This window comes from Ruminiclostridium hungatei (assembly GCF_002051585.1).
Taxonomy (GTDB): Bacteria; Bacillota; Clostridia; order Acetivibrionales; family DSM-1351; genus Ruminiclostridium; species Ruminiclostridium hungatei.
On sequence record NZ_MZGX01000002.1, the window covers coordinates 171,108 to 185,066 of the forward strand.

At 43.2% G+C, this 13,959-nt stretch carries 10 protein-coding genes; 8 read left to right on the plus strand and 2 right to left on the minus strand.

Translation table 11 applies throughout. The features are described 5' to 3' along the window. Nucleotides 1–100 precede the first annotated feature (100 nt). The 6 genes from CLHUN_RS02200 (at nt 101) to CLHUN_RS02225 (ending at nt 6,791) form a co-directional block, all read left to right on the plus strand. Nucleotides 101–1,450: an extracellular solute-binding protein gene (locus tag CLHUN_RS02200; RefSeq protein WP_080062928.1), complete on the plus strand. Its 1,350-nt coding sequence runs from the start codon at nt 101–103 to the stop codon at nt 1,448–1,450. Nucleotides 1,451–1,534: 84 nt separating this feature from the next. Next, complete coding sequence (locus tag CLHUN_RS02205) at nt 1,535–2,425, plus strand: carbohydrate ABC transporter permease (protein ID WP_080062929.1); 891 nt, start codon at nt 1,535–1,537, stop codon at nt 2,423–2,425. Then, entirely contained in the window at nt 2,415–3,251 is an 837-nt protein-coding gene (locus tag CLHUN_RS02210) for a carbohydrate ABC transporter permease (protein ID WP_080062930.1), read from the plus strand. Before CLHUN_RS02205 ends, CLHUN_RS02210 begins: the two co-directional genes overlap by 11 nt. A 109-nt stretch (nt 3,252–3,360) precedes the next feature. Then, nucleotides 3,361–5,532 (plus strand): hypothetical protein, encoded by a 2,172-nt coding sequence (locus tag CLHUN_RS02215; RefSeq protein ID WP_080062931.1) that lies wholly within the window; start codon nt 3,361–3,363, stop codon nt 5,530–5,532. A gap of 37 nt (nt 5,533–5,569) precedes the next feature. Next, nucleotides 5,570–6,112: a D-lyxose/D-mannose family sugar isomerase gene (locus tag CLHUN_RS02220; RefSeq protein WP_080062932.1), complete on the plus strand. Its 543-nt coding sequence runs from the start codon at nt 5,570–5,572 to the stop codon at nt 6,110–6,112. A gap of 316 nt (nt 6,113–6,428) precedes the next feature. Then, nucleotides 6,429–6,791 (plus strand): VOC family protein, encoded by a 363-nt coding sequence (locus CLHUN_RS02225; RefSeq protein WP_080062933.1) that lies wholly within the window; start codon nt 6,429–6,431, stop codon nt 6,789–6,791. A 225-nt stretch (nt 6,792–7,016) separates the two neighbouring features. Here the strand turns inward: CLHUN_RS02225 and CLHUN_RS02230 are convergent, their stop codons facing one another. Continuing rightward, entirely contained in the window at nt 7,017–9,911 is a 2,895-nt protein-coding gene (locus tag CLHUN_RS02230) for a hybrid sensor histidine kinase/response regulator (RefSeq protein WP_080062934.1), read from the minus strand. Between the two features lie 123 nt (nt 9,912–10,034). Between CLHUN_RS02230 and CLHUN_RS02235 the strand changes: the two genes are divergently transcribed. Further along, the gene (locus CLHUN_RS02235; protein WP_080062935.1) at nt 10,035–11,132 is read left to right on the plus strand and encodes a sensor histidine kinase; all 1,098 of its coding nucleotides are present in this window, start codon (nt 10,035–10,037) and stop codon (nt 11,130–11,132) included. On the opposite strand, the gene CLHUN_RS02240 is transcribed toward CLHUN_RS02235, so the two are convergent. After that, entirely contained in the window at nt 11,129–12,211 is a 1,083-nt protein-coding gene (locus CLHUN_RS02240; protein ID WP_080062936.1) for a response regulator transcription factor, read from the minus strand. The two genes, CLHUN_RS02235 and CLHUN_RS02240, sit on opposite strands and share 4 nt — an antisense overlap. Nucleotides 12,212–12,487: 276 nt before the next feature. Between CLHUN_RS02240 and CLHUN_RS02245 the strand changes: the two genes are divergently transcribed. After that, nucleotides 12,488–13,918: an NCS2 family permease gene (locus CLHUN_RS02245; RefSeq protein ID WP_080062937.1), complete on the plus strand. Its 1,431-nt coding sequence runs from the start codon at nt 12,488–12,490 to the stop codon at nt 13,916–13,918. The last annotated feature ends 41 nt before the right edge of the window (nt 13,919–13,959 follow it).

Consider the following 13,959-nt stretch of genomic DNA (forward strand, 5'->3'; position numbering starts at 1 on the left):
TATAGATATAACCACTGGTTTTTAGTCCGGGACGGTCCTATAATTCAAATATAATCCGGTGGCCGCCGATTTTTCTATTAAAATTTCAGGAGGAATATATATGAGAAAAGCCTTAAAATGTTTAAGTCTGCTTATCGCAATCACAATGGTATTTTCCCTGGCAGCATGCGGTTCGACTAACGGAGGGGAAACCGGTCCCACCGATTCATCAGCCGTGCAAGGAACTGGCGGAGCTAAAGCGCCTGTAACACTGTCCTTCACACATATGTTTCCCACAGAGGACACTGAAGGTAATTCCATAGCTTTTCATAAGGCCTTGGAAAAGTTTAAAAGTGAAAATCCAAATGTAACAATAAATGAAGAACCTTTAAGCCATGACAACTATGAAACAAAAGTCAGGACACTTGCAGCCGGAAATGAGCTCCCTGACATATTTATTGTCAAAGGTTCCATGACAAGCATGTTTATACAAAATAAACTTATAAATCCTGTGGACGATGTAATCAACAGTGATCCTGAGTGGAAGGAAGCTTTCCTCCAGGGGGCTTTCGATGACTTTGTGGTTGACGGCAAAAGTTATGGCATACCTTTCCAGATGCTGAATACCCATTTGATATATTATAACAAGCAGTTGCTCAATGATGCAGGTATAACTGCCTTCCCGACTACGTGGACAGAGTTCCTGGAGGCTATAAACAAGCTGAAGGCAAAAGGTCTTACGCCGATATCTTTAGGAAATAAAGGAAACTGGGTGGCGGAGTCTTGCATCCTGAGCACTTTAGGTGACAGATATACCGGAACCGATTGGTTCAGGAGTATAAAAGAAAAGAAGGGTGCCAAGTTTACAGACCCTGAATTTATCAGTGCCTTAAGAGCTTTGCAGGAGCTTGCCAAAATGGGAGCCTTCAATACGGATTTGAACAGTATAGACAACATGCAGCAGAAAACTGCCTACTACAATGGCAAGGCAGCAATGTTCATGGAAGGCAACTGGGCTGTAAGCAATGTAATAAATGACGCTCCAAAGGAAATACAGGATAATACCGAGCTGGCTCTTCTGCCTGCGGTTGACGGCGGCAAAGGAGATGCCATGGCTAATTCAGCCGGTGCTGCCTGGGCGTATAACGTCAATTCCTCACTTACAGGTGATAAGCTTGCAACAGCATATAAAGTGTTAAAGGCAGTTACCGATGCCGACTACGCCACAATCTCAGTGGAATCCAATGCCTTCCCGGCAAGCAATCCTAAGACAATTGACAAGAGCAAGCTGGCGCCGCTTTCAATAAAATATCTTGACCTGTCGGCAAAAATAAAGCCTGTTCCAATATATGATGCACAGCTTTCCGCTGATTTGATCCAGGTAATGAATACCGGGTTGCAGCAATTGCTGATTGACTCTATCACACCTGAAGATCTGGCCAAAAAGATTCAGGCAGAGTACGAAAAATAAACAACTCAAATCATATGATCTGTTTATTCCGGAGGGCCTTTAAGCGGCTCTCCCGGAATAAAGCAGGCAAGGAGCGGACTTAATATGACCAGTAGAACTCTCAGGCCCAAAAATCGTGTTATCGCAGCATACCTTGCTCCCGGTTTGCTTATATATTGTTTTATAGTAATAGTTCCGCTGATAATATCGTTGATTTACAGCTTTTTTGATTACAGCGGCGGGATAAGTATGAAATTTACCGGATTGAAGAATTACCAGCACCTCATAAGGGATATCGATTTCTGGAGCTCTTTTAAAAACAATCTGGTGATTATATTGCTGTCCATGGTGGGGCAAATCGGAATTGCACTTGTAATAACCATTTTCATGATGTCTAAATTACTAAAGCTGAAAGCAGTCCACAGAAATATTATCTTCCTTCCTGTTGTTGTATCTGCAATTGTTGTAGGATTTCTCTGGACAATGATATACAATAAGGACTTCGGACTGCTGAATTTTTTAATGAAGGCGTTGGGGATGGAATCTCTGATTATTCCATGGCTGGACAATCCCAAGTATGTCATTATTTCTGTAAGCATGCCTATTATATGGCAGTATATAGGCTTTTATCTTGTAATATTCCTGGCAGCCATACAGAGTATACCCGGTGAAATATATGAAAGCGCGGATATTGACGGTGCAGTGGGGATAAAAAGGTCCCTGTATATTACAATTCCGCTGATGTCCGATACTCTGAAGGTTGCCGTCATGTTGTGCATTGCCGGAAACATGAAAATTTTCGACCATATATATGTCATGACCGGCGGAGGTCCGGGAACCAGCTCAATGGTCATGGCGCAATATGCCTATATAAACTCTTTCGTAATGTTCAAGCTGGGATATGGAAGTGCTATTTCCATTGGAATTCTTGTCCTCAGCCTTTCGCTGATTCTTTTGAGCAGAAAACTATGGGGAGGGAAAAAAGATGAAGCATAAAATATTAAAATTAGTTACTCAAGCAATAATAAATTTATTCATGATATTATTCTCAATCACCTGCATTTTCCCTTTGATATGGATGCTTTACTCTTCCTTGAAGACCCAGCAGGAATTCAGTCTGGATATAATTTCCCTGCCCAAAGTATTGCATTTTGACAATTTCATTGCGGCAATAAAAATCGGCAAGATGCATATGTTTTTTGGAAACAGCCTGTTTAACAGCGTTGTCTCGGTTATACTCATAATAATCATAGGCTTTGTAGTTGCTTATTTCCTTTCAAGGTATAACTTTAAATTGAGGAACTTCATATATATAGTATTCCTTTTCGGTATGCTGGTTCCGGTACATAGCCTGCTGATACCGCTGTTTATACAATTCAAGGTCCTGTGGCTGCTGGACAAGCGTTTTACTCTGATACTGCCCTATGTTGCATTCGGACTGCCTATGGCAATATTTTTGTTTGAAAGCTTTATAAAATCTACGCCTGTAGAAATAGAAGAAGCAGCGTATCTGGACGGCGGCAGTACAAGCACCATTATTTTCAAGATTGTCTTTCCTGTGTGCAGGCCGGTAATTTCCACAATACTTATTCTATCCTTTTTAAATGCGTGGAATGAGTTCCCGTTCGCACTTATTCTGCTTAGAAAGCAAAGCCTTAAAACCCTGCCTATTGGGTTGTCCAACTTTAACGGGGCATATACCGTAAATTACCCTCAATTGATGGCAGCTATGGTTATAGCCGTACTCCCTGTCATAATAATATATTTACTGTCCTCAAAAAGAATTATTGAAGGTATGACGGCCGGATCTGTTAAAGGCTAGAGTATACCCGCTTTAATCAAGAAGCAGCATTTCGTGATCTCTGTCTTTGAATATAAATAGACGAAAAAAACCAATTTGATAATAAATACATAATAAGGAAGGTGCCTAAATGGAAAGAGGAATATATTTTGACGGCTGGTACAAGAACAATCACTGCTATCATCCCAGCCTGCCCTTAAGAAGCATGCAGATGATCGAAGACCTTGAAAGGTACCATGGTACTATGCTGATCTGGTCTGCACTGGGGGGAGGGGTCATATCGCTGCCGTATCTCGAACATGAGGCTTTTGGAGATGTGGACCCCAGACTGCGCTTTTATGGATATATGAACGACTCGGAATTTATCGCAGAGTGCAACAAGCGCGGCATAAAGGTATTCGGAATAGTTTTTGAAGTTCAGGGCTGGGAATTTCCGGCCATCTACAGTGATGATAAAAAATCCTTTAAAGAGCTGAATGTTATTAAGGATAATAAGGAACATGAATGGTATGGCTTGCGTGAGTTTACAAAGGACCAGAACTATGGGGTTTTCGGAAAGAAGTTTTCCGACTATTTCCCGGGTGGGCTTTATAACAGCGATGGTGAAGAAGTGACAAATATCTGGGAGGAATGCTGCACCAGGGATTTTAACGGAGTCCCCTGCCATGCCGAATGGGTGGAGGTCAAGAACCACAAGCACATAGCCTATTCCATGTGCAGAAATAATCCTGTCTGGAGAGAATATCTGAAGCAAATAATAAAGATTCAGATAAAGGCAGGTGTTGCAGGAATACAATTGGATGAGTGTGAGCTCCCAATGACCTCCATAAGGTATGGCGGCTGCTTCTGCAAGGATTGTATGAAGCAGTTTAATGACTATCTTAAGGGATTGGCTGCAAAAGGACAAATGCCGGAAGAGCTGAAGGAAGTCGATTTGGATACCTTCAATTACGGTGAATACCTGAAGGGCAGAAACGTAGTATATCCGGGAAATATTGAAGAACTGCCCCTGTTCAGATACTATTGGGAATTCCAGCTCCGTGCCATTAAGAAATACTTCAGGGAACTGGCCGATTTTGCAAAGGAATACGGAAGGCAGCAGGGAAGGGAAGTGCTCGTTTCGGGTAATTTCTTTGATATAATGCCCTCCTACTATCCTATGGAGCCAAGTGCCGACGTTATAATCACCGAAATGAAGCAGAGTATTTTGAAACAGGCGCACTGGTACAGGTATGTGGCAGGTTTTGCAGGTGAAAAGCCTGTTGTTGTAGCGGAAAATCCGTACGGAAGCGCGGTTTATGAGCTGGTGGACCTGCTGAACGAAGGCAAGGGCTATGATTTGTACAGGCTTCTGCTTATAGAGGCCTCGGCATATGGCTGCAACATGTCGGTGCCTTATGGAGCATGGATGGGGAATACCGTCAAGGATGCTTTCTGGCCTCCTCGTAATGTAACTGGTGAAGTACAGGATTTCTTGCTTAATAATGAAAGGCTGTATTCAAAAAAATCCGGTTCAAACGTACTTTTATTATACAGCTTCCCAAGCAACTACTGGAATGAGGCAATAGCAGGTTATTCCAGCAGTGTGCTGGACGGAGAAGAGGAAGGGACCCTGTCCTACAGCGTGATTGATCCCGATGATCCAAACGGTGTGAGAATGCCGTTCTGGGAGGTTGCAAGATATCTGTCCAGAGAACAGGTGAACTATGACGTGAAATTTATGGCGGATGGGGATTTAAGAGAGGATACCTTCAGCATGCAGGATATGGAAAAGTATGACCTGGTTATTTTACCTGCCTGCAATACTCTTACTGAAAATCAGGCTGCAGCCGTTGAAAGCTATGCCGGTAACGGTGGAAAGGTGCTTTTATTCGGAGATGCTGCCGAGAATCTTGACGGATGGCTTGAAAAAATAAAGGAGACGGAAAATGTCATATATTGCTTGAATGACAGCTACAAGCCAAAAGCACTTCAAGAGTTTGATAATGCCTTCCAAACCGTATATGCCAGCCTGTGGAAGGTCAAAGCGGACAATGCCTCCATAGGAATCCAGACCCATGCCCTTGAAGACGGAATGGCCGTACATCTGGTAAACTACAGGTATTCAAAGGAAAATGACAAAGTTGAAACAATAGCTGAAGTCAATATAAAAGTTAGTACCAAAGACAAAAAATATACTGATGTGAAGATCCATACACTTGATGGAAAAGCTTTGAAGTTCTCCTGCAATTCAAAAGGCGATTTTACGAATATTAATATTAATGAATTACCCCTTTATGCAGTAGTAGAATTAAACGGTTGATGAAGAGGAAACCATAATAAAAAGGAGATGATGTTTCTTGCTGAACAGACAGGAGTATCAGAAGGCTGTAAAAGATGCTTTGTCTTATTTTGAGAAGGCAGCAATAGTCCTCACTGAGGAGGAAAAGAGCAAGATAGAGGTTGCTGATTTTGGCCTGAACGATATAAAGCAGACCGGGCTTCAACTGGTTACCTATATAAATACGGACAGAGTGTGTTCAAAGGAAATGGTTCTTTTTCCAAAACAGACATGTCCTGAGCACAGGCATCCCCAAAGAGGCGGAACTCCCGGCAAGGAAGAAACCTTCCGCTGCCGGAGGGGAAAGGTATATCTGTATGTTGAGGGTGACAGGACTGAGAACCCCCATTGCAGGCCGCCGGTTGGCAGTGAGAAATACTATACCGCTTGGAAGGAAATTGAACTGAACCCGGGAGAGCAGTACACGCTGTATCCAAATACTCTGCACTGGTTCCAGGCGGGAGAAGAGGGCGCCGTCATATCGGAGTTCTCTACAAATTCAGAGGATTCTTCCGATATTTTTACAGATGACAGGATAAAAAGGGCTCCTGAAGTTCTATAGTATACGTATATTCCATTGCAAAATATCAGAATCTAATGTTAAATTAACCTGTAGTGCTAGTTAATAAAGTCTTTAAGAGACAAGTTTGCTCACGCGAGGACGACTTTAAAGAAACGTGCAGTATGATTAAAAGCTTTTTGCTGAAATTGTATTTCCAAGTGTAAGCTTACACTTGGAAGTACAATTTCGCCAAAAGCGTTATATACAAGCATTTATTTGAAGCTCGTCCGGGAGTGAGTGGCATTTTCTGACTGCTACCACATTTTAATTAGCACAACGAGTTAAGTTAAATTACATTAATAAGAGGGAAATGACTATGAAATTTTGTTGGACTACCATCAGGGTAAAAAATATGGAGGAGTCTCTTAAATTCTATCAGGAGATTTGCGGCTTGTCTGTTACAAGCCATATTACCTTAAATCCTGATACACAAATAGCCTTTTTGGGAGACGGGGAAACAAAGCTTGAAATTATAAGCAATGCCGGCTCAGAGCAGGTGGACCTTGGAAAAGATATATCAATAGGATTTGAAGTCAAAGTTTTGGACGAGCATATGGCCCTTGTCAAGGAAAAGGGAATAGCCGTTCATAGCGGGCCTTTCCAGCCCAATCCTTATGTCAGGTTCTTTTATGTTATTGATCCCAACGGATTAAAAGTACAATTTGTTGAAAACCTGTAACAAAATCTCCGGGTATTCTTTTTCTTTAATAAGCTAAAAATAGTTACACAATGAAAAATGGAGGTAACAAAGATGGCGAGAAAAGAGCAGCCCGATCAGAGGAAGGCAAGAGTTAAATCCGGTGAAGGTCAGGTTCCAAATCCGGGACAGAAGGTTAATGACAAGACTGACCATTCACATAAAAAATCCTGAATAGCAGGTGAAGCACATGAAAAGCAGCAAGGCTCAGCGGGCCTTGCTGCCTTTCATGGCCTCAGCCAGAGAAACGGCATGTTTCCAGTCCATTTTAGCTATGGCCTCACCCAGAATTTTAACCTGCTCAGGCTCATAAAAAGCCATTAGAGAGACTCTTGCATTTTTAAATCTTTCAAAGGCTTCAAAATCATTTCTTTCAGCAAGGGAAATCAAATCCTCCAGTTCATCTCTGCCGGGTGTGCTCACGGAGTTAACTGCCGGCCCGGTGGCTTCAGCCAGCGAGGCTGCGGTTTCATATACTTTTCCGAATTCTTCCGACAAAGAGGCAAGTATTCTGTCAGAGAGACCTGAACCGGCAGCAGCCCGGAGTTCATTTACTGCGGCGCCGGCTGCCTGGTATAGGGAGTTTGCGCCTATATTGCCCGCCAGTCCTTTCATGGTGTGGCAAATCAGCGCCGCCTCGGTGTAAGCTTTTTTTTCAAGTGCGGACTGTAAATTTTCCATGAAACTGCCGTTATTTTCCACGAACATTTCCAGGAGGTCCAGATAGGTATCATAGTTGCCGGTGAGTCTTTTGAGCACGGCAGGTATATCCAGGTGATGAACCTTTCTTATTGAACCCCACTTGTGGATTATTGCAGAAAGCCTTTCGGGCTCGAAGGGTTTTGTCAGATAGTCATCAAACCAGGTATTCAGAGCCTTGTTTTTTATGCTTTCATCAATATCCGCAGTAAGCGCAATTATGACCGGTCTTGCTGAAAGCTGAAGCTCCCTGATTTTACCGGAGGTTTCAAGTCCGTCCATAACAGGCATGTGAAGGTCCATAAAAATAATGTCATAGGCCTGATGCTTCAGCTTGTCCAGGGCTTCCTGACCGCTGAAGGCCCTGTCCGTCCGGTGGCCTGCATTTTTAATACACTCTTCTGCCACCATAAGGTTTATTTCATTGTCATCAACCACCAGGATATTTTGTGAAGCTTCTGAGCCGGTGGTATGAGCCATTGGTTCAGGGCCTGTCATTATACTGTACAACTGGGTAAGGCCAAAGGGATAAATCAATTGCAGCAAATCCTGGTGGTGGGTTTCAAAAGTACCTACGGCTATTGCCTTTGCAGGTGAGCAGGACATTTGCAGCAATGGCGAATCATATTCAGTGCCCGATTGGTAGAATAAAAAATCAGGTGTGCAGGTTTCATCAACAGCAGCCATAGTTTCAACCGTATCATGTATGCCAAGCATGGACAAAAGCCTTTTAACATGCATTTGCATACCCCGGTCTTTTAAAAGCAGGACGGCTGTGGCTCCTGACAGGGAGGCCCCGGTATTTGTATCCTGCAAATTATCCGCCTGCCTGAGCCTGATTGTAAAGGTAAAGCTGCTGCCCTCTCCCGGACGGCTTTCAAGGCCTATGCTTCCACCCATTTTTTCAACAAGATTCTTGCTTATGACAAGCCCCAACCCTGTTCCGCCGAAGGTTCTTGCTATGCCGGGATCTCCCTGTGAAAAGGGCTGGAAAAGCCGGGACATTTGCTCCGGAGATATTCCGATTCCAGTGTCTTCTATTACAAACTGAAGTAAGGCATCCTGTTCTGAGCTTTCAATAAGGGCTGCACTTAAGCAGATGGAGCCCTTCTCGGTAAACTTGACAGCATTTCCAAGAAGATTCATAAGTACTTGTGTTATCCGGCCGGGATCACCGGAATAAAAGAGCGGCAGCTCAGTACTCAGGTTAATATCAAAGCGCAGACCTTTGGATTTGATGCTGTTGAAAAGTATTCCGGAGGTTTTATTAATCAGCTCATATAGATCGAACCGGGCTTCCTGGAGTACGAGCCTGTTAGCATCAGAGCTGGAGAAGTCAAGGATGTCATTAACGATATTCAGCAGGTTTTCCGCCGAATATTGAATCTTCTGGAGATAATCGTACTGCTTTGAATTGACGCCCGAATGGAGCAAAATCCCGCCCAGTCCCAGGATGGCATTTAAAGGTGTGCGTATTTCATGGCTCATATTTGCAATGAATTCGCTTTTAGCCTGACTTGATGCTTCAGCGGATATTTTTGCACGCATAAGCGTTTCCTGGGATTTTTTCTCATTTGTAAAATTCCTCAGATAGCCCGCAACCTTCAGCACCTTTCCTTCCTTATCCTTCTCCACTGCCAGTCCGATTATCATCATCCACTGCCACCCGATTTTTTTCGTGTCAATCCTGCACAATATATCGAATACATTTCTTTTACCTTCAAAGTATTCCTTGAAAGCTGCCTGCACAATTCTTAAATCTTCGGGGTGCACCAGCTTTTGAAAATCTCCGGCAGACAGGTGGTTTGGATATTCTATTCCATTATAATTGTAGACAACGGATGCCTCGCCTGTGACTGAGTCATAATCCCACAGGCCGATTTGCCCAGCCATGGCGGCAAATCTGAACCTTTCCTCACTTTTTTTTAAAGCCAGCTCGGCTTCTTTTCTGGCCGTAATGTCTCTCACAAGTACGATGAAGCAGGTATTTCCCAGGTGTTGAGAGGCTTTCACGGACATGGATATTTCAAACCAGCGGATTTTCCCTGCCGGATAAGTTATAGGAAAGGACTCACCCGTTTTGGTTCCGTATTTTAAAGTATCCTCCATCATGCTTTTGGCCAGTTGCAATACTTCGGAAGATAACACTTCACTTATATTCCTTCCTGTAAAGGAGCTGGAATGGATGCAAATATCAGCATTGGAGGGAGCTTTGTAATCAATGCAGTTTCCCAGTGCATCAATTTCAAACAGCATATCCGGAAGGGCATTTAAAGTGGCGTTGAGATGGGCGGTTTTTTCGGCCAGCACTTTTTTAATATGCAGATTTACAATAAGTGAAGCTACCAGCAATATACTGAGGATAATAATTACATGAAAAAAAACCATACCGGCTAAACTCATACTTTCCTCCAATCTCCATTTATTCTGATTTGATTTAACAAAATGCAATAACCCTGTTTGTGGGTTATAATAGTATTATACTAGAAAATATTTACATTATATAGTTGTCGGGAGGCGGATTGCTTGAATCATATAAACAAGAGTCCTGAAATACTGATTATTGATGATACCCCTGAGCACATTCATTTTGTTGCCTCCATCATCAGGAGAAGGAAATACAGGGTCAGGGCAGTCACGGGAGCTTTGCAGGCCTTTGCTGCATTGGAAAAGGGAATCCCGGACCTTATCCTGCTGGATGTGCTTATGCCCGGTATGAACGGCTTTGAGCTATGCACATTAATAAAGGCGGACCGGCTGTACAGCTCAATTCCCATAATTTTTCTCACATCCGTCAACGACAGCGAAAATATTGTAAGAGGTTTTGAGGCCGGGGCCCAGGATTATGTGTCCAAGCCGGTAAATGCCAGGGAACTGCTGGCCAGGATAGAAACCCACTTAAACCTTAAAAAACGGACGGACAGGCTTCTTGAGGCATACAGGGACATAGACAATTTCAATCATGTGATATCCCATGATCTCAAAACGCCTGTTTGTTCCATATATAAACTGGCAGGCTTCCTTAGAGCGGCAGTAGAAAGCGGTGATACAAAAGAGATTTGTGAAATATCGGACATTCTCATGGAAAAAGCCGCAGGAACGGTAGAACTTGTGGATAAGTATACAAGACTGGTAAAGCTTTCCTCTGCTGCAGTTAATACATGTGAAGTGAATATGGACTGTCTTGCCTTGAAGGTTATGGAGGAAATTAAAAAAACACATCCCGGACAGAGGATAGTATTTGAAAAAAAACCTTTGCCTGTTGTGCATGGGGACAGCCTGCTCCTGGAACAGGTGCTGGTCAATATTTTTTCCAACGCCGCAAAATATTCCAGAAAGAGGGCGGAAACTGTGATACATATGAGCTGCAGCAGGAAGGATTGTGAGTATACTTTTTCTGTTAAAGATAACGGTGTGGGTTTTGAAATGAAGTATGCGGAAAACATTTTTAATCTGTTTGTGAGGCTTCATGAGCAAAATGAATATGAGGGCACAGGAATCGGATTGTCCACAGTAAAGAAAATAATATGCCTCCACGGAGGGAAGGTATGGATTACTGCTGAGGCTGACAAGGGGGCGGAGGTGTGCTTTACCTTGCCGGTGGAGATAGAGGCGGAAGCCTAACGGGAGGCTCGCTTGGTTTCAAGGGGAGTATGTCCGTAGTGCTCCTTGAACAGGCGGGTGAAATAGTCGGTATTTTTGTAGCCCAGTATTTCACTTACTTCATAGGTTTTATATTTCCCTGACAGAATCAAACATCTGGCTCGTTCCATCTTTATTTTTGTAATATAGTTGACAATACTTTCACCGGTTACTTCTTTAAAGACCTTTCCCAAATACTTGCTGTTGTAATTGAGTACTTTTGCAGCTTCTTCAAGTGTAGTCCTGCCCTCCACATTCTTTATAAAATATTCGCATAACAGCTTTATTAAAGGGTATGTACCGCTGATATGCATATTGCCTATAAAATCAGACAGTTCCTTTATGCTGCAGGTAAAGGCGGCAACAATCGATCCGGTATCGGCAGAAGGGCTTATTGAAAGCTCCGGGCCCTTGAATTGGAGAGTACCCAGCCAGGGCATCTCCGACAGAAGCATTCTGCATAAATTTTTATAGGAGTTTTCAAGGATTATGGAAAGCTTGAAGGTGTCTCCCTCATAGAAGTTTGCCAGCCTGACGGCCAGAGCTTCTGAAAATATCACGGACTTTCCGCTGTTTTCTTTTATAAGGTGGAAAAGGTCCGCTTCGTCCTGCACGGAATATGGCAATTTAAGGCTCTCGGCAAGCTGGCGGCTTGTGTTTTCAGCCAGCGTCCGGTGTTCCACTTTTTTTTCCAAAAACAGCCGGGCGTTATATAACAACTCGTTCAGTTCTCCGGGATTGATGGGTTTCAGCAGGTAGTCGAAAGCTCCCAGCCTGATGGCCTGGCGTGTAAAAGCATAGTCCCCCGAACCGCTGATGATTACCACGCACAAATCATTACCGCTATGGCGCAGCTCCCGGATAAACTGAATTCCGTCAATTCTTGGCATCCGTACATCCACCAGGGCAATGTCGTATTCCTCGGCTCTGACCTTTTCCAGAGCTTCTTTTCCGTCACTGGCTTCACCTGTGACCAAAAATTTATTTTTCCCGAAAACAGGTGACTTTTTTAATTCATACCGGATTGCTCTGTCATCATCAACTATTAATGCCCTGTACATTCATGCCCTCCGTTGCAGTATTGCTGTTACTATTATGATACTTCAAAAAAGGCATTTTTTAAAGAAGTGTTTTTTACAGTCAAATAATGCTTATTTATGGGGAACATTCTATTTAATAACAGCCACTTGCCTTTGCGACAAAATGTGATAAAATAGTCCTGTGTTTTAAGACATTCAGTAGTCTCCGCTCTCTTTATTTACCTTTTGGATGCTGAATAATCAAATTTTGAATGGTTAATATAAAAGTGGGGATTAAGTACAGGAGGAGAAGCTATTATGAGTTTTTTTGAAAAACAGTTCCGGTTAAGGGATAACGGAACTAATGTAAGGACTGAGTTTGTAGCCGGTTTGACAACTTTCTTTACAATGGCGTATATCATCTTTGTAAATCCTTCCATATTGGGACAGACAGGTATGCCAAAGGGCGGAGTATATGTAGCCACAATACTTGCAGCAGTAATCGGTACTCTTGTAATGGGGTTGTTTGCCAATGTTCCCTATGCTCAGGCACCTGGAATGGGGTTGAACGCCTTCTTTACCTACACGGTATGCTTTGCGCTGGGATACGACTGGCGTCAGGCACTGGCAATGGTATTCATCTGCGGTATAATCAATATTGTCATAACAATTACCCAGGTGAGAAAATCAATTATCAAGGCAATTCCCGAATCACTCCAATTGGCAATCAGCGGAGGTATTGGACTCTTTATAGCTTACATAGGCTTTAAGGATGCAGGCTTTTTGAAGTTTACATCTGAAGCCAAGCCGGGTGCACCGTTAATCATACTCGGGGAAAAAGCCGATTCGGCTACGGTTATTGCCGGGGGTGCAAATGTTGTTCCCGCTTTTGTAAACTTTACAAGCCCCTACGCACAGCTTGCACTCATTGGACTTATTATAACTGTGGTGCTTATGCTTTTAAAAGTTAAAGGTGCCATGCTTATAGGAATACTTTCAAGCACCGTTATAGGTATTCCCATGCATGTAACCAGCCTGTCGCTGGAAACACCCTATAAGGTATCGGACATAACGCAGACAGCTTTTGCACTTGACTTTGCAGGTCTCTTCAGTGATCCGAAGAAAATAGCGGTAGTTATTGTAACAATACTGGCTTTCAGCTTGTCGGATACCTTTGATACAATAGGAACCTTCATAGGTACGGGAAGAAAGAGCGGTATCTTTGATGACAAGGATGAAGCCGAGCTGTTTGCGGGACAAGGCTTCAAATCAAAAATGGACAAGGCTCTTTTTGCAGATGCTACTGCTACATCAATCGGTGCGCTGCTGGGAACCTCAAACACCACAACATATGTTGAGAGCGCATCAGGTATCGGAGTGGGCGGCAGAACAGGATTGACCTCCGTATTCACAGCCATTTTCTTTGCCATCTGTCTTGTGTTTGCCCCATTTGCAGGAATTATTCCCGGAGCTGCCACCGCCCCTGCATTGATAATAGTGGGTGTTCTGATGATGAGTTCCTTTGCAAAAATAAAGTGGGAGGAATTTGACGAAGCTCTTCCCGCATTTTTTGCCACAGTGGTGATGCCCTTTTCCTACAGCATATCAAACGGTATAGCTGCCGGATTCATATTCTATATTGCTGTTAAAATATGCAAGGGCAGGCCAAAAGAGGTGCATCCCATTATGTATGTGGTCACCGGACTGTTTATAGTGAACTTTATAGTGGGAGCAGTTATGAAACTATAAATATTTCAGATTTGAAACTGAAGCCACAGGTTCAATGCCAG